This window comes from Azospirillum tabaci (genome assembly GCF_014596085.1).
In the GTDB taxonomy this organism is placed as follows: domain Bacteria; phylum Pseudomonadota; class Alphaproteobacteria; order Azospirillales; family Azospirillaceae; genus Azospirillum; species Azospirillum tabaci.
In genome coordinates, this window is record NZ_JACCJY010000023.1 from 34,518 (window position 1) to 49,702 (window position 15,185).

Genomic DNA, 15,185 nt, shown 5'->3' on the forward strand with positions numbered 1-15,185 from the left:
GGCCACAGCGATGAGCAGTTCCACCGCGCTCGCCACCGTCGGCGGTACCCGCACCGACGCCCGAAACGACGTCATGGCGGTCAACGCCGCCGAGGAGCAGTACGTCACCTTCACCGTCGGCAGCGAGGAGTACGGCGTCAACATCCTGTCGGTCCGCGAGATCCGCGGCTGGACGCCGGAAAGCCGCCTGCCGAACCTGCCGGACTACGTGCGGGGCGTCATCAACCTGCGCGGCATCATCATCCCGATCTTCGACCTGCGCGCCCGCTTCGGCGGCGGCGCCACGTCGGTCACCAAGCGCCACGTCGTGGTGGTGATCCAGGTGGGGGAACGCACCCGCGGCATCCTGGTGGACGCCATCTCCGACATCCTGGCGATCGGCCACGACGCCATCAAGCCGCCGCCCGACGTGGACGGGGGCATGGTCGACGCCGAGTATCTCAGCGGCCTCTACACCGCCGACGACCGCATGGTCACCCTGCTGAGCGTCGAGAAGCTGTTCTCCGTCGAGAACAGCGAGCTGGACTCGGCGACCAAGGCTCTGCCGGCGCTGGAGCGGGCGTCCTGATTGGATAGCCCTCTCCCCTCCCCTCACGCGCAAACTTCGTTTGCGCTGACGCGGCAGGCGGATGCCTCTGGCATCCGCTAAGAAACGGTGAGGGGGTTGCGCGTGGCGGAGCGTCCGGCACACGCGCACCCCCCTCACCCTAACCCTCTTCCCAGAGGGGAAGGGGGCATCAAAAGCAGCGACACAGGGGTGCGTCATGTCGCGGCTTTTCACACGGGTTTGTTTCAAATAAGGGCTAAAGCCGATACGACACGGCGGGCAAGGGGGATGGCATGGCGAAAGGGGTCGGTTCGTTCGTTGGGGCGATGGGCATCTCGAAGCGGCTGTGGCTGGCCTTCGCGCTCCTGCTCGCCCTGCTGGCCGCCCAGGTGGCCGCCAGCCTGCTGAGCATCCGCAGCCTGAACGGCAGCGTCGACACGGTGCTCTCCAGCGGCGAACTCGCCACCTTCGCCAAGGACCTCTCGGCCCGCCTCGCCAACCAGCGCATCCACGGGCGCGACTATCTGGTGTCCGGCGATCCTGCCGCGCTCAACCGCCAGCGCGCGCTGCGCGCCGAGTTCGATCAGGCGCTGGCCGCCCACGGCGCGGCCATCCAGCGCTCCAGCCAGGCGGCGGCCTTCGCCGAGCTGGCGCGGCTGCACACCGAATACCACACCCAGTTCGAGGCGATCCGCGTCGTCCGCGACCGCTACGACGCGGCCATCCGCCAGACCATGGACCCGCTGGGCACCCAGATCACTGCGACGCTGGAGCGCATCGTCGAGGGCGCCCGGGCCACCGGCGACAAGGACGCCGCCCTGGTCGGGGAGGAGATGGAGAAGCACTGGGTGCTGAGCCGCCTCTTCGCCAACCGGGCGCTCGGCATGCGCGACGCCGCCGCCGCGGGGCCGATGGAAAAGAACCTGGACGAGATGCTGGAGCATGTGCGCGAAGCGCAGGCCCTGCTGACCGAACCCCGCGTGGCCGCGCTGCTGCGCGAGGTGGCGGAGCGGGCGCCGGGCTACCGCACCGCCTTCCGCGACGCCGTCGCCGCCGACAGGGAGATCGACCGCCTGCGCGCCGAGATCGTCGCCAAGATCGTCACCGCCCTGACCGCGACGCTGGACTCCATCGCCACCGCCATCGAGGCCGAGCAGAAGGGAATCGAGACCCGCGCCGAGGCCGAGGTGGAGAACAGCGTCCTGCTGGCCCTGCTGTTGGGCGGCCTGTCGCTGCTGCTGGGCATCGGCGCCGCCCAGGTCATCGCCCGTTCGATCACCGGCCCGGTTCAGGGCATCCGCAAGGTGATGACCGACCTCAGCGACGGCCATCTGTCGGTCACCGTCCCCCACACCGACGGGCGCGACGAGCTGGGCGCGATGGCCCGCGCCGTCGCCGCCTTCAAGGAGGACGCGGTGACCGCCGTGCGGGCCGGGATCGCGCTCGACCGCGTGTCGTCCTGCATCATGACGGTGGGCGAGGACGGGACGGTCACCGATTGCAACGCCGCCGCGCTCGCGATGTTCAAGGCCGCCGAAGCCGACCTGCGCAAGGCACTGCCCGCCTTCGACGCCGCCGGGCTGATCGGGACGACTCTCGACGCGCTCGACACCGAGGCCCCGCGCCTGCGCTCCAGCCTGAGCGGCCTCTCCAGCCCTTACAAGGGCATGGTCAAGGCGGGCCGCCGCAGCTTCGAGATCACCGCCAGCCCGGTCGCCGGGCGCCACGGCGAGAAGCTGGGCCTCGTCGTCGAATGGCGCGACCTGACCGCCGAGCTGTCCATCGAGGCGGAGATCGCCGCCATGGTGGACAGCGCGGTGCGCGGCGACTTCTCCCAGCGGATCGGGCTCGACGGCAAGACCGGCTTCTTCCGGCTGGTCAGCGAGGGCATGAACCGGCTGGCCGCCAACGTCTCCGGCGTGACCGAGGATCTGGCCGCGATGCTGGAATCGCTGTCGCAGGGCGACCTGTCGCGGCGCATCGACAAGCCGTACGAGGGCGTGTTCCTGCGCCTGAAGGACGATTTCAACGGCACGGCGGAGAAGCTGTCGGAGATCGTCCGCCGCATCAACGGCGCCGCCGAATCCATCGCCGCGGCCAGCCGCGAGATCGCCGACGGCAGCCTCGACCTGTCCGAGCGCACCGAGCAGCAGGCCTCCTCGCTGGAGGAGACGGCGGCGAGCATGGAGGAACTGGCGGCCACCGTCCGCTCCAACGCCGACAACGCCCAGCAGGTCAACGCCTTCGCCAACGACGCCCGCCGCACCGCCGAGAAGGGCGGTCAGGTCGCCGCCAGCGCCGTGGAGGCGATGCGCGGAATCGAGCGCTCGTCGCAGAAGATTTCCGACATCATCGGGGTGATCGACGAGATCGCCTTCCAGACCAACCTGCTGGCGCTGAACGCGGCGGTGGAGGCGGCGCGGGCCGGCGACGCCGGGCGCGGCTTCGCCGTGGTGGCGCAGGAGGTGCGCAACCTCGCCCAGCGCTCCGCCCAGGCGTCGAAGGAGATCAAGACGCTGATCCTGGACAGCGGGGCGCAGGTCAAGGACGGGGTGGAGCTGGTCCGCTCCGCCGGGTCGTCGCTGACCGACATCGTGGCGGGCATCGCGCGGGTCGCCGACCTCGTGTCGGAGATCGCCCGCGCCACCGCCGAGCAGGCGTCCGGCCTGGACGAGGTCAACACCGCCGTCGCCCAGATGGACGAGATGACCCAGAAGAACGCCGCGCTGGTCGAGGAAAGCACCGCCGCCGCCCGCTCGTTGGAGGAGCAGGCCGGGCAGTTGCGCCAGCAGATGGCCTTCTTCTCCCTGGACGCCGGCCAGACCCACGGCGCGCCCGAGCTGGCCCGCGGACGGGCGGCATGAGCACGGCCCCCAACCCTACCCCAGACACGGCCGACCGCGGCGCCGTTCCCCCGGCGACGTCGGGCCGGCGGGAGTTCCCGTTCGAGCGGCGGCACTTCGACTTCATCGCCCATATGCTCTACCAGCTCGCCGGGATCGCGCTGGCCCCGCACAAGATCGAGATGGTCTATTCCCGCCTCGCCCGGCGGCTGCGCGACCTGCGCCTGACCGACTTCGACAGCTACTGCGCCCTGCTGGAGAGCGAGGAGGGGGCGAACGAGGTCGGCTTCCTGGTCAACGCCCTGACCACCAACCTGACCAGCTTCTTCCGCGAATCGCACCATTTCGACTTCCTGGCGAAGACCGCGGTGCCGGAGATGCGCGCGCGCCACGCCGGGGAATCCTCCCATCCGCGGCTGCGCATCTGGTCCGCCGGCTGCTCCTCCGGGCAGGAGCCCTACACCATCGCCATGGTTCTGGCCTCCAGCTTCGGGCCGGAACTGCGGCGCTGGGACGCCCGCATCCTGGCGACCGACATCGACACCCACATGGTCGACACCGCCCGGCGCGGCGTCTATCCCGCCGATCTGGCGAACAGCATCCCGGCTCCCCTGCGCGACCGCTTCACCCGGCGCCAGCGCGAGGGCGGCGAGCCGATGGTGGCGATGGAGGAGGAGCTGAAGCGGCTGATCACCTTCAAGCCGCTGAACCTGCTGGAGCACTGGCCCATGAAGGGGCCGTTCGACGCGATCTTCTGCCGCAACGTGCTGATCTATTTCGACCGCGTCGGGCGAACCCAGGTCATCGGCAACTTCGCCCGCATGCTGGAGCCCGGCGGCTACCTGTTCCTCGGCCATTCGGAGAGCCTCTACGGCGTGTCGGACCGCTTCCGCCAGACCGGCCCCACCATCTACCGGAGGCTGTGACTCATGACCGCTTTCGCAAGCCGCCGCGCGGCGGAGGCGCGGCAGACCGGCGGCTACTTCCACCCGCAGTTCCGCGCCCACACGATGAAGGTCTTCCTGGGCCATCATCTGGTCAGCGACCGCTCCGACGTGATGATGGTGACGACGCTGGGCTCCTGCGTGGCCGCCTGCGTCCACGACCCGGCGACGGCGATCGGCGGCATGAACCATTTCCTGCTGCCCGAGGTGCCGGAGTCCGAGGACGCCGGCACCGGGGCGGCGGCGCGCTACGGCTCGGTCGCCATGGAGCGGCTGATCAACGACCTGCTGGCCCGCGGCGCCCAGCGTGGGCGGCTGGAGGTGAAGCTGTTCGGCGGCGCCCGCGTCATCGACTCCAGCTTCGACGTCGGCCAGCGCAACGCTGCCTTCGCGCTCGACTATGTCCGGCGGGAGGGCTTGAAGCTGATGGGCCAGGATCTCGGCGGGGCCTCGGCCCGGCGCATCCACTATTTTCCCCACACCGGCAAGGCCATGCGCAAGATGCTGCGGCCCGAGGCGCTGTCGGAGACGGCGAACCAGGAACTGCATTTCCGCTCCAGCCTGCGGCACCAGCCGATCGAGGGCGACGTGGAACTGTTCGGGGAGGACTGAGCCATGACACGCTCCATCCGCGTCGTGATCGTGGACGACAGCAGCCTGATGCGGGAGATGCTGAAGGCCATCATCTCCGAGGAGCCCGGAATCGAGGTGGTCGGCGTCGCCCGCGACCCCTACGAGGCGCGCGACGTCATCAAGCGGACCAACCCGGACGTCGTCACGCTGGACGTCGAGATGCCGCGGATGGACGGGCTGTCCTTCCTGGAAAAGATCATGACGCTGCGCCCGACGCCGGTCGTCATGGTCTCCTCCCTGACCCAGGAGGGATCGGAGGCGACGATCCGCGCGCTGGAGATCGGCGCGGTGGACTGCGTGGCCAAGCCCGACGGCTCGGAGGGCCACGGTTTCGAGGCGATGGCGCACGAGCTGGTCGGCAAGATCCGCATCGCCGCCACCGCCCGCCTGTCGATGCGGCGGCCCAAGCCCGCGGCCTCGCCCCTTCAGACGCCGCGCCGCGCCGGGTCGGGCACCCGCTTCATCGCCATCGGCGCCTCCACCGGCGGGGTGGAGCGCATCCGCGACGTGCTGTCCGTCATGCCCGCCGACTGCCCGCCCATCGTCATCACCCAGCATATGGGTCCCAGCTACGTCCCCAGCTTCGCCGCCCGGCTCGACCGCATCTCCCCGCCGTCGGTGGAGGTCGCCACGCAGGGCGCCCGGCTGGTCCAGGGCAAGGTCTACATCGCCCCCGGCGACCGGCATCTGATGGTGATCCGCGACGCCCAGGGCTACTCCTGCCACATCCAGGACGGGCCGGCGGTCAGCGGCCACCGCCCGTCGGTGGATGTGCTGTTCTCCTCCGTCGCCAAGGCGGCGGGGGCGAACGCGGTGGGGGTGATCCTGTCCGGCATGGGCCGCGACGGAGCGTCCGGCATGCTGGCGATGCGCGACGCGGGGGCCTATACCATCGGCGAACAGGAATCGAGCTGCGTCGTCTACGGCATGCCGCGCGCCGCCCGGGAAGCCGGGGCGGTCGCCGTCGAACTGCCGCTGGCGCAGATACCGGCCGAGATGCTGCGCGCGTTCGACGCCATCGGCGATCACCGCACGCGCGCGAACTGAGGAGCAGCACCATGTCTTTCTACGGCCGCGCGCCCCGCCTGGAAGCCGGACCGGAACCGGAGAAGCCGGACCTTCCCGACGATGGCGCTCCCGTGCACAGCCTGCCCGAGATCGGCGAGAAGATCGCGGTCACCGGCGAGCTTCTGGCGACCTGGATGGGCTACGCCGACATCCAGCGCCGCACGCTGGAGGCCGTGCAGCACGAGCTGACGCGCACCTCGTCCACGGTCGAGGACGCCACGCTGGACCTCTCCCACCGCTTCCGCGAGCTGGCCGAGAAGGCCATGCAGCAGTCGGAGCGGGTGGAGCAGATCGTCGGCATGGCCGGCTCCGTCTCCATCGACGGTGAGCGGGTGCCGATGGACCAGCTCGTCACCGGCATGCAGCAGATGATCGCGGACATGATCTCCAACATCGTCATACTGTCCCGCCACGCCATGAGCATGGTCTATCTGCTGGACGACGTGCAGAAGGACGTGGCGGAGCTGGAGAAGTCGATCGGCGACATCGACGCCATCAACCGCCAGACCAACTTCCTGGCGCTGAACGCCACCATCGAGGCGAGCCGCGCCGGAGAGGCCGGCCGCACCTTCGCGGTGGTCGCGCAGGAGGTGCGCCACCTCTCCCGCTCCACCGGAGCGCTGGCCGACCGCATGCGCTCCAAGGTCACCGCGGTGGTCAAGGGCGTGCGCAACGGCCACGACATCCTGCGCCAGATCGCCGACACCGACATGTCCCCCCAGATGCTCGCCAAGGAGCGGGTGGACAAGACCATGGACAGCCTGGTCGACCAGACCAACCACTTCCAGGCGGTGCTGGAGACGGCGGCGACCGTGTCGTCGGACATGTCCGCCACCATCAGCCGCATGGTCACCGGGATGCAGTTCCAGGACCTGACCAAGCAGCGGCTGGAGGCCATCAACGACAGCCTCGCCATCATGGCGGAAGGGCTGAACGAGCTGGAAAACCGCACCCGCGTCGAAATGCCCGCTTCCTTGGGGCCGCAGGTTCCGCAGGAATGGCTCGACGAGCTGTTGGGCCGCTTCAAGCTGAGCGAGATGCGCCAGCGCTTCGTGCGCCGTCTGCTGCTGGAAGGGACGGCGCTGGACGAGCATGGCGTCCTTGACGTCGATGCCGGCCAGGACGACAGTTCCGGCGGCGACATCGAACTTTTCTGAAGCCGAGGGATTTTCTGGAATCCCCGGCCTGTCTTGCTCCATTCTGGCGTGGTCCGTAAAAGGCCACCCGCGCCAATGCCCCTTCAGGAACACCCTTCAGGAACACCGGACCGATGGACTACGGAATTGAGGACAAGGAGCAGGAGACCCTGGTTCGGTTGCGCGGTCGCCTGACCTTCAACGACCACGCCAAGCTGCGCGCCCTGATCCGGGAGATGCTGCAGAACAAGGCCAAGCGGCAGGTGCTCGACCTCTCCACGCTGGAATTCGTCGATTCGGCGGGAATCGGCATGCTTCTGATCGCGCGGGAGGAAATGGCGAACGCGGACAAGCAGCTCGTCCTGCGCTCCGCCGCCGGGCAGGTCAAGCGCGTGCTGACCGTGGCCCAGCTCAACAAGATCGTCACGATCGAGGACTGACCCCCTTGGTCCCGTCCCCCACCCGCGTCGCCGCCCTGCAAGGCCTGGGCGTGCCGGCCGACCGGCTGGACCGGCTGTCGGCTGCGCTTCGGCTTCCGCCCCGGCGGCCCGGCTCCCCGGCGGGGGAGGAGTTCGGCGCCTCCGTGCTGCTTCTGGTGGGCGACGCCGGCGCCGTGGAGGCTCCGGAGTTCTGGCAGCGGCCCTTTGGCGCCTGGATCGAAGTCGCCGGCCTGTCCGACGCCCAGATCGTCGAGGCCGCGCGCCGCGCCGCCCGCGCCGACCTGTTCGCCTGCGTGACGACGGTGTCGGCCAACCGCCTGCATCTGGCCGGGCGTGTCCTGAACGGGCTGGCCGCCCTCCACCCCATGCCGGAGGCCCAGCGCGACGACATGGAGCTGGCGCTGCACGAGGCGATCAGCAATGCGGTGGTCCATGGCAACCTTCAGGTCGAAGGCATGAAGGGGCTGAGCGTGGAGGCGCTGGAGCGCTTTTCCCACGATCTGGCGGCGCGCATGGCCGACCCCGCCTTCGCGGACCGCCGGATCGAGGTCGCCGCCTGGCTGGAGAGCGCCTGCGCGGTGGTGGAGGTCGCCGACGAGGGCACCGGCTTCGCCCGGCCGGAGCGCATCGACTACGGCGCCTCGGGCCGCGGGCTGGACCTGATCGCCGCCATCGTCGAGGAGCTTCAGCTTCTCGACGGCGGGCGCCGCATCCGCATGAGGTTTCCCCTCTGATGGACGACGCCATCGCCGCCTGCCGCATCCTGGTGGTGGATGACACCGACTTCAACCGCACACTGATCGGCGCCCTGCTCGGCGAAGCCGGCTTCCAGAACGTCGCCTACGCCAAGGACGGCTTCGACGCGCTGGCCCAGATCGCGGCGGACGCGCCCGATCTGCTGATCCTCGACATCATGATGCCGGGGATGGACGGGTTCGAAGTGTGCCGCCGTCTGCGTGCCGACCACGCCTATGCCGACCTGCCCGTGCTGGTGCAGACCGCCCTGTCGTCCAGCGACGACCGCAACCGGGCCTTCGCCGCCGGGACCACCGACCTGATCTCCAAGCCGCTGGACCGGACGGAGCTGGTCGCCCGCGTGCGCATCCACCTGCAGAACCGGGTGCTGATCCGCGACCTCCAGACCTACCGGGCGCGGGTCGAGGGGGAGTTGGCGATGGCCCGCTCCATGTACGACCATCTCCTTCCCTCCCCGGCGCTGTGCGCCGCGCTGACCGACAGCGCGGGGGTGACGCTGCGGTCGCACACGGCGCTGTCCTTCGACCTGGGCGGCGACCTCTGGGGGGTGCTGCCGCTGGCGGGGGGCCGATTCGGGCTGTTCCTGCTGGACATGGCCGGGCGTGGCGTGTCGGCGGCGCTGAACGCCTTCCGCATGCACACGCTGATCCACGAGCTGGCGCCCCATCTCGGCGAGCGGCCCGGCGCCTTTCTGACCGAACTGAACGAGCGGGCCGTCTGCCTGCTGGAGCTTGGGCAGCACGCCACGGTGATCTACGGCGTGGTGGACGGCGCGGCGGAGCGTTTCACCTACGCGGCCGCGGCGGCGGCCCCGCCGATCCTGATCCGGCCTGCCCCGATCCCCCCGGACAACGCGGCGCTGGTCTTCGGCGAGGGGGCCGGCCAGCCGGTGGGCGTCGCCGCCGGCACCCGCTACGAGGAGCGCAGCCTGCCCTTCCCGCCGGACTCGGCGTTGGTTCTGCACTCGACCGCCGTGCTGGAGACGCTGGGCGGGCGCAGCGGCGGCTTCGCCGCCCTGCTGCAGAGCGCCGCCGTCCAGAACGCACTGGCCGACGGCGATGATGGCGGCGGCGGCGCCTTCGCGGCGGTGACCGCGGCGCTCGCCGCCGCCCAGGGCGACGTGCCGCTCGACGACCATACGCTGGTCTGGATCGGGCGTGGGGGTGCGCGATGAACGACCTGCCGGAAGTTCCGGGGCTTGAAACCGCCCGCGTGCTGGTGGTGGACGACAACCGGGTGAACCGGCACCTGCTCCAGGCCCTGCTGGAACGCGGCGGCGTCACGCGCATCGACATGGCGGAGGACGGCAACGACGCGCTGGCCCGGCTGGACAGCTTCCGGCCCGATCTGATCCTGCTCGACCTGATGATGCCGAACCTGGATGGATTCGAGATGTGCCGGCGGCTGCGCGCGATTCCCGCCTGGAAGGATCTGCCGGTTCTGGTGCAATCCAGCCTGAACCGGGCGGAGGACCGCGCCAAGGCCTTTGCCGCCGGGGCCACCGACTATGTGACCAAGCCGATCAACGCGGTCGAGCTGTTGTCCCGCGTGCGCATCCATCTGCAGAACCGCGCCCTCCTGCACGATCTCCAGCGCTTCCACGAGCGGACGGAAAGCGAGCTGTCGCTCGCCCGCAAGATGCAGGAACGGCTGATGCCCTCGCCGGAGCGGCTGGCCGAGGTGGAAGCCGCGGCGGGGGTGGGCATCGCCGCCCATTTCGCCCCCTCGTCGGAGCTGGGCGGCGACTTCTGGGACCTGCGTCACGACGCCGTTGCGCCGGGCCAGGGACAGGGCCGGACCATGCTCTACATGGTCGATTTTTCCGGCCACGGCGTCGGGGCGGCGCTGAACACCTTCCGTCTGCACGCGATCTGCCAGCAGATGGACGTGTCCGGCCTGACCCCGGGCGAGTTCCTGTCCACCGTCAACCGGCGGCTGTGCGCGCTGCTTCCCAACGGGCAATTCGCCACCATGCTGGCTGGGGTGATCGAGCCGGCGGAGAACCGCTTCGTCTACGCTTCCGCCGGCTCCACACGCCCGATGGTCTGGGCGCCGGGCGACGCCGCGCCGCAGCTGGGCGACAGCGCCGGCCTGCCGCTCGGCCTGCTGGCCTCAGCGGAGTATGAGGAGCGCTCCCTCCCCCTGTCACCCGGCGGGCGGCTGTTCCTTTATTCAGACGGCGCCATCGAGATCCCGGTGGGCAGCGACGTTCTGGACGAGCCGGGCCTCGCCGCCCTGGTCGCCGAGCGGATGGGCGAGACGGACGGCGCCCGTTTCCTCGACGGGTTGCTGGACCGCCTGCGCGCCGTCGGCCCGATCGACGACGACCTGACCGCTCTGCTGCTGACCCGCAAGGGCTGACCGGCCCATGGAACCGACGGTCGCATGACCTCTACCCCCCCACACGCTGCCCAACCCTTCCGCGCCGTCCTGGACACCAACATCCTCGTCGGCTACGCCCTGCTGGGCGCCGAGGTGCCCCGCCGCAGCCTGGCCATCCTGCGCAGCGTGGAGGCGGTGCGGGCGCGGGGAACCGCCTTCATCTCCGACGCCACCCTGGCGGAGCTGCGGGAGGTGTTGATGCGCCCGGACTTCGACCGCTACCGCCCGGCCGGGGAGCGCGCCGCCTTTCTGGCCGCCTTCGCCGCGGAGGCCCGGCGGGTCGAGCCCGTTCCGGTGGAGCGGCTGTGCCGTGACCCTGACGACGACATGTTCCTGGCGGTGGCGCTGGCCGCCGACGCCGACTGGCTGGTGACGGTTGACCGGCAGCTTCTGTCGGTGCGCCGAGTGGGTCGCACACGCATCCTGCGCCCCGAGCGGTTCCTGGACGCGATCGGCTGACTCCGCGTTTCACGGGTCCGCCCGAAAAGTTTCCACTCGACTTCCGGCCTTCGTTCTCTAGAATGAAAAGAGAACACTTCGCAAACTAGCGGTGAACGGATCGCGGGTGACCGGATGAGCACGCAACCTCTCCTGTTCGACAGCCTGCCCGAGACGGAGCGGGCGCGCAAGCCGGCGCGCCGGTCCCGCGCCACCACCGTGGCGGCGCCGGTGGCCGTCGACGTGGTGCGGGAGGATGTTCCGTCACCGTCGGCCCTGTCGACTCCGCCGCCCATGACCCTCGCGCTCGTCCCGCCACCGCCCGTCCCGATGGCCCCGCGCGCTGACTTCGACCCTGCGGCCCTGACCAACGCGGAGCTGCGGGCGCTGGCGCAGGCCCTGCCCGACCAGAAGCTGGCCCATCTGCTGATCGAAGCCGCGCGCGAGTTGAAGCGCCGCGCCGCTCCGGGGGCAGGGGCGGGGACGTGGGAGGAGGAAGAAGGAGAGGGCGGCCTGTCCGAACCGAATCCTCTGCTGCTGCGCGCCGCCCGGCAGGCGGTCGGCGAGTTGTCGGGCGAAGATGGCTGACCAAGTCACGAGCATTGACCGATTCACAGAATACGTGTCAGGAAACAAAATAATCCCGCCACAATAGACCGTTTCGTACCTCAACTTTGTGCGCCGCCCTCCCCCCGATTCGGGAATGATTGCGCGACAAGACACGCACTCATGTGCAATGATGTGTCCGAAGCCTGACCAATGGCTGCGCCTGCGTTTCCCTGGCGCATCGCCGGCGGTCCGAGCCGAAAAGGAACGACCCGCGGGGAGGGTGCTTTGGACTGGATGACCTGGCTCCAGGATTGGGGTGATGCTTTCTATCCCCTGGCCTTCATATGGGCCTTCTTCGAAGGCGAGACCTTCGTCATTTTCGGCGGGATGGGCGCGCATCTGGGGATCATTAACCTTTACTGGTTGGTTGCCGCCGTCTGGATCGGCAGTTTCATGGGCGACCAGTGCTATTTCTGGATCGGCCGCAAATGGGGCGGCAAGGCGCTGGCCCGCTTCCCGGCGGCGGAGGCCCGCGCCTCCCGCGTCCTGCATTGGCTGGAGGTCTATGGGGTCGGCTTCATCCTGGCCTTCCGCTTTCTCTACGGGGTGCGCAACATCGCCTCGGTGGCTGTCGGCACATCCCGTATGCCCTGGCGCAAGTTCCTGTTCTGGAACTTCATCGCGGCCGGCATCTGGGCCTGGAGCTTCGCCGGGGCCGGCTACCTGTTCGGTGAGGCCGCCGCCGCCATCGGCGAGAACGGTCCGAAGATCCTCCTGCTCATCGCGCTGGGCATCGGCGTCACGCTCTTCGCCGTGAAGAGCGTGATGTGGGTTCGCCGCCGCTACGCAGCGTCCGAGACGCAGGCGTAACGGCGCCCCTCCCCTCTCAAGAATCGGCAAAGGGCCGCCACGGGCAACCGCGGCGGCCTTTCTCGTTTCCAGGCCTGCCCTCACGCCCGGCGGGCGATCCACACCGCGGTCAGGTCGTCGCGCAGCGGCACGCTGGTGCGGGCGTAGAAGCGCTCCAGCAGCGGCCCCAGCGGACGGGCGCGGTTGGCGGCGATGGCGCCGCGCAGCAGGCCGGGGACCCCATCCTGGCCGATCGGTTCGTTGTCCGGGCCGCTGCATTCGATCAGCGCGTCGCTGTAGAGGAACAGGCAACTCCCTCGCGGCAAGCGAAGGCTGCGGTCGGCGTAGACGGCGCGACGCGACGCGCCCAGCACCAACCCCGCCGAGTCGAGCAGCCGCAGTTCCCCCGCAATCCCCACCACCGGATTCGGCGCTCCGGCCGAGGCGTAGGTCAGCGTGTCGGTGTGCAGGTCCAGGATGCCGAAAAAGGCGGTGGCGAACTGCCCGACCGGCAGCACCTCCTTCAACGCCCGGTTCAGCCCGGCCAACCATTCCGAAGGCGGCACGTGATGCATGGGAAAGCGGTCGATGAGCGTGTGCAGGCGGAAGGTGTTGATGGCGGCGGTGATGCCGTGGCCGGCAAAATCGACCAGCAGGAAGGCGACGCGGTGGCTGTCCAGTGGGTAGACGTTCCAGAAATCGCCGCCCAGCTCCGACGAGGTTTCGAAATGGGCGTCCAGCACCAGCTCGTACCGCTCGGCGACGGCTTCCAGCTCTTTCGGCTCGGGCAGAAGGGACAGTTGCATCGCTTTGGCGTGCTTCAGCTCCCGCTCCACCCGCGCGCGGAAATTGGCAAGGTCGGTGAACAGCTTGCGCTTTTCGAGCTGGTGGCGAACGCGGGCGACGCATTCGCCGGGCTTGATCGGCTTGGAGATGAAGTCGCTGCCCCCGGCCTCGAAGCAGCGGACCTGCTCCTCGTCGCTGTCCAGAGCGGTCTGGAAGAGGATCGGCAACTCCTCGTGGGTCAGCCGCTCGCGCAGGCGCCGGCACATCTCCAGCCCGTCCATCACCGGCATGCTGACGTCCAGCAGCACCAGATCGGGGCGGAAGCTCTCCACCTTGCGCAGCCCCTCCACGCCGTTCTCGGCGACCTCGATCTGGGTCAGACCGGCGCGCCGGATCATCAGGGCCAGCGACTTCCTGTTGAACTCGTTGTCATCGACGATCAGGACACGGCTGGCGGCGAGTGAAATGGGCATGCGCGGACCCCCGCCCGTCCGTTACAGGTCGAACTGCAGCAGGGTGCAGCGCCCGCCGTCGGTTACGTGGATGCGCCGGGCCAGCGCCCGCATGAACACGAAGCCGCGGCCGGAATGGGCGCCGCTGTCGGTGTCCTGCGGTAGGGCCGCGGCGTCGAACCCGTTGCCCTGGTCGACCACCGCGATGGACAGGCTGTCGGCGGTCCAGCGCGCGAAGATGTCGATCCGCCGCTGCCGCACGGCGCCGTCGCCCAGCCGTTCGCGCAGCAGTTTGCCAAACAGGCGGTAGCCCTCCGGCTGCTCCTTCGTCACGCTGGGAATGCCCAGATTGCCGTGGACGATGGCGTTGGCGATGGCCTCGTGCAGGCACAGCTCGACGTTGCCGCGCCGCTCTGGCGTCAGCACGCCGCGCCGGGTCAGCTCGTCGCAGACCAGAACCGCGCATTGCAGGCCATAGGCCGTCCCGGTGGTCAGCGACAGGTAGAACCCCCGCTCCACCGGCGGGGCGCCCAACCAGTCGGCGTCGATGGCGCCGGTCCCGTCCTCCCGCTCCGTCAACTCCACCGTCAGGAAACTGTTGAGCCCGAAGGCGCCGCGCAGGATGTCCCGGTCGGCCTGGGCCAGCAGCACCGCGGCGGCGGCCTGGTCATGGACGGCGTCACCAACGCCTCCGCCGGTCTCGCTCAGGCCGAAGCGCGCCGCGACGCGCGCGGCGATGTCCGCCGGCACGCGGCCCCGCACCACGCTGAAGGGTCGCACGACGCCGGCCGGACCGGGGGGGTGGCTGGCGGAGGGGGCGGGGAAACCGTCCATCACCCGCTCACCGTTCGATGGTGACGACTTCGCCGATCCGCGCCAGATCGATGGATCGCAGCACATCGCCCTGCAGCTTGCGGAGGACCAGCTTGATGTTGCGCTGCTCCGCCTCGTCCTGAAGGATCAGCAGCATGCCGATCCCCGCGGAGTCGATGAAGGTCAACCCATCCATGTCCAGGATGAAGCGGCGTGTGCCCTCGCCGTTCAGCAATTCCACGACCTCGGGGAGGCTGTCATGGTCGGTGAACTCCAACCGGCCGCTCAACAGCACCTCGATGGTTTCGGAGGAACGGCGCACCTGGAAATTCATGACATCCTCTTGTGTTGCACCGCGCAAGCGGCTCCCGCGAACAGTAGTGCAAGGCCGCTCCCCTCTCAAGCTTCAAGTATCCAAGACCCCGATTTTATCGATCATAAGGAGAAATTTCACGCCATACACACCATAGACGCAAGGCTCATGTTGATAGTACAACCGGATGATCGGTGAAGGCGGCGCCGTGCCGCCGGTCCACCCCGGTCGTGCGA

The 15,185-nt window shown here is 69.4% G+C and carries 16 protein-coding genes; 13 read left to right on the top strand and 3 right to left on the bottom strand.

All coding sequences use genetic code 11. From position 1 onward, the window contains the following. Nucleotides 1-10 precede the first annotated feature (10 nt). The 13 genes from H0B54_RS19910 (at nucleotide 11) to H0B54_RS19970 (ending at nucleotide 12,606) form a co-directional block, all read left to right on the top strand. On the top strand, nucleotides 11-568 hold the full coding sequence (locus H0B54_RS19910; RefSeq protein ID WP_109072098.1) for a chemotaxis protein CheW: 558 nt from the start codon (nucleotides 11-13) through the stop codon (nucleotides 566-568). A gap of 272 nt (nucleotides 569-840) precedes the next feature. Beyond that, entirely contained in the window at nucleotides 841-3,411 is a 2,571-nt protein-coding gene (locus H0B54_RS30295; protein WP_188261775.1) for a methyl-accepting chemotaxis protein, read from the top strand. Next, nucleotides 3,408-4,316, top strand: coding sequence for a CheR family methyltransferase (locus H0B54_RS19920; protein ID WP_188261776.1), 909 nt, complete (start codon nucleotides 3,408-3,410; stop codon nucleotides 4,314-4,316). Before H0B54_RS30295 ends, H0B54_RS19920 begins: the two co-directional genes overlap by 4 nt. A 3-nt stretch (nucleotides 4,317-4,319) precedes the next feature. Further along, nucleotides 4,320-4,946 carry a chemotaxis protein gene (locus H0B54_RS19925; RefSeq protein WP_014241672.1) on the top strand — a complete coding sequence of 209 codons (627 nt, stop codon included), beginning with the start codon at nucleotides 4,320-4,322 and terminating at the stop codon, nucleotides 4,944-4,946. A 3-nt stretch (nucleotides 4,947-4,949) separates the two neighbouring features. Continuing rightward, entirely contained in the window at nucleotides 4,950-6,014 is a 1,065-nt protein-coding gene (locus H0B54_RS19930) for a protein-glutamate methylesterase/protein-glutamine glutaminase (RefSeq protein WP_188261777.1), read from the top strand. Nucleotides 6,015-6,025: 11 nt separating this feature from the next. After that, a complete protein-coding gene (locus tag H0B54_RS19935) occupies nucleotides 6,026-7,192 on the top strand; it encodes a methyl-accepting chemotaxis protein (protein ID WP_188261778.1) in 1,167 nt (388 codons plus the stop codon). A 113-nt stretch (nucleotides 7,193-7,305) separates the two neighbouring features. Beyond that, complete coding sequence (locus tag H0B54_RS19940) at nucleotides 7,306-7,611, top strand: STAS domain-containing protein (RefSeq protein ID WP_014241675.1); 306 nt, start codon at nucleotides 7,306-7,308, stop codon at nucleotides 7,609-7,611. A gap of 5 nt (nucleotides 7,612-7,616) precedes the next feature. Continuing rightward, nucleotides 7,617-8,345, top strand: coding sequence for an ATP-binding protein (locus tag H0B54_RS19945; protein WP_188261779.1), 729 nt, complete (start codon nucleotides 7,617-7,619; stop codon nucleotides 8,343-8,345). After that, entirely contained in the window at nucleotides 8,345-9,541 is a 1,197-nt protein-coding gene (locus tag H0B54_RS19950) for a fused response regulator/phosphatase (RefSeq protein ID WP_188261780.1), read from the top strand. Before H0B54_RS19945 ends, H0B54_RS19950 begins: the two co-directional genes overlap by 1 nt. Beyond that, nucleotides 9,538-10,728 (top strand): PP2C family protein-serine/threonine phosphatase, encoded by a 1,191-nt coding sequence (locus H0B54_RS19955; protein ID WP_188261781.1) that lies wholly within the window; start codon nucleotides 9,538-9,540, stop codon nucleotides 10,726-10,728. Before H0B54_RS19950 ends, H0B54_RS19955 begins: the two co-directional genes overlap by 4 nt. A gap of 24 nt (nucleotides 10,729-10,752) precedes the next feature. Beyond that, on the top strand, nucleotides 10,753-11,208 hold the full coding sequence (locus tag H0B54_RS19960) for a putative toxin-antitoxin system toxin component, PIN family (protein WP_188261782.1): 456 nt from the start codon (nucleotides 10,753-10,755) through the stop codon (nucleotides 11,206-11,208). Between the two features lie 114 nt (nucleotides 11,209-11,322). After that, nucleotides 11,323-11,775 carry a hypothetical protein gene (locus tag H0B54_RS19965; protein ID WP_188261783.1) on the top strand — a complete coding sequence of 151 codons (453 nt, stop codon included), beginning with the start codon at nucleotides 11,323-11,325 and terminating at the stop codon, nucleotides 11,773-11,775. Nucleotides 11,776-12,030: 255 nt separating this feature from the next. Further along, nucleotides 12,031-12,606 (top strand): DedA family protein, encoded by a 576-nt coding sequence (locus tag H0B54_RS19970; protein ID WP_246472638.1) that lies wholly within the window; start codon nucleotides 12,031-12,033, stop codon nucleotides 12,604-12,606. 80 nt (nucleotides 12,607-12,686) lie between these two features. On the opposite strand, the gene H0B54_RS19975 is transcribed toward H0B54_RS19970, so the two are convergent. Genes H0B54_RS19975 through H0B54_RS19985 form a run of 3 tightly spaced genes read right to left on the bottom strand, consistent with a single transcriptional unit; the run spans nucleotide 12,687 to nucleotide 14,970 of the window. Beyond that, nucleotides 12,687-13,844, bottom strand: a complete 1,158-nt coding sequence (locus tag H0B54_RS19975; protein ID WP_188261785.1) for a PP2C family protein-serine/threonine phosphatase — start codon at nucleotides 13,842-13,844, stop codon at nucleotides 12,687-12,689. Nucleotides 13,845-13,865: 21 nt separating this feature from the next. Further along, nucleotides 13,866-14,657 carry an ATP-binding protein gene (locus H0B54_RS19980; protein WP_188261786.1) on the bottom strand — a complete coding sequence of 264 codons (792 nt, stop codon included), beginning with the start codon at nucleotides 14,655-14,657 and terminating at the stop codon, nucleotides 13,866-13,868. Between the two features lie 7 nt (nucleotides 14,658-14,664). Further along, nucleotides 14,665-14,970, bottom strand: a complete 306-nt coding sequence (locus H0B54_RS19985) for an STAS domain-containing protein (protein ID WP_094305171.1) — start codon at nucleotides 14,968-14,970, stop codon at nucleotides 14,665-14,667. Between the last annotated feature and the right edge of the window lie 215 nt (nucleotides 14,971-15,185).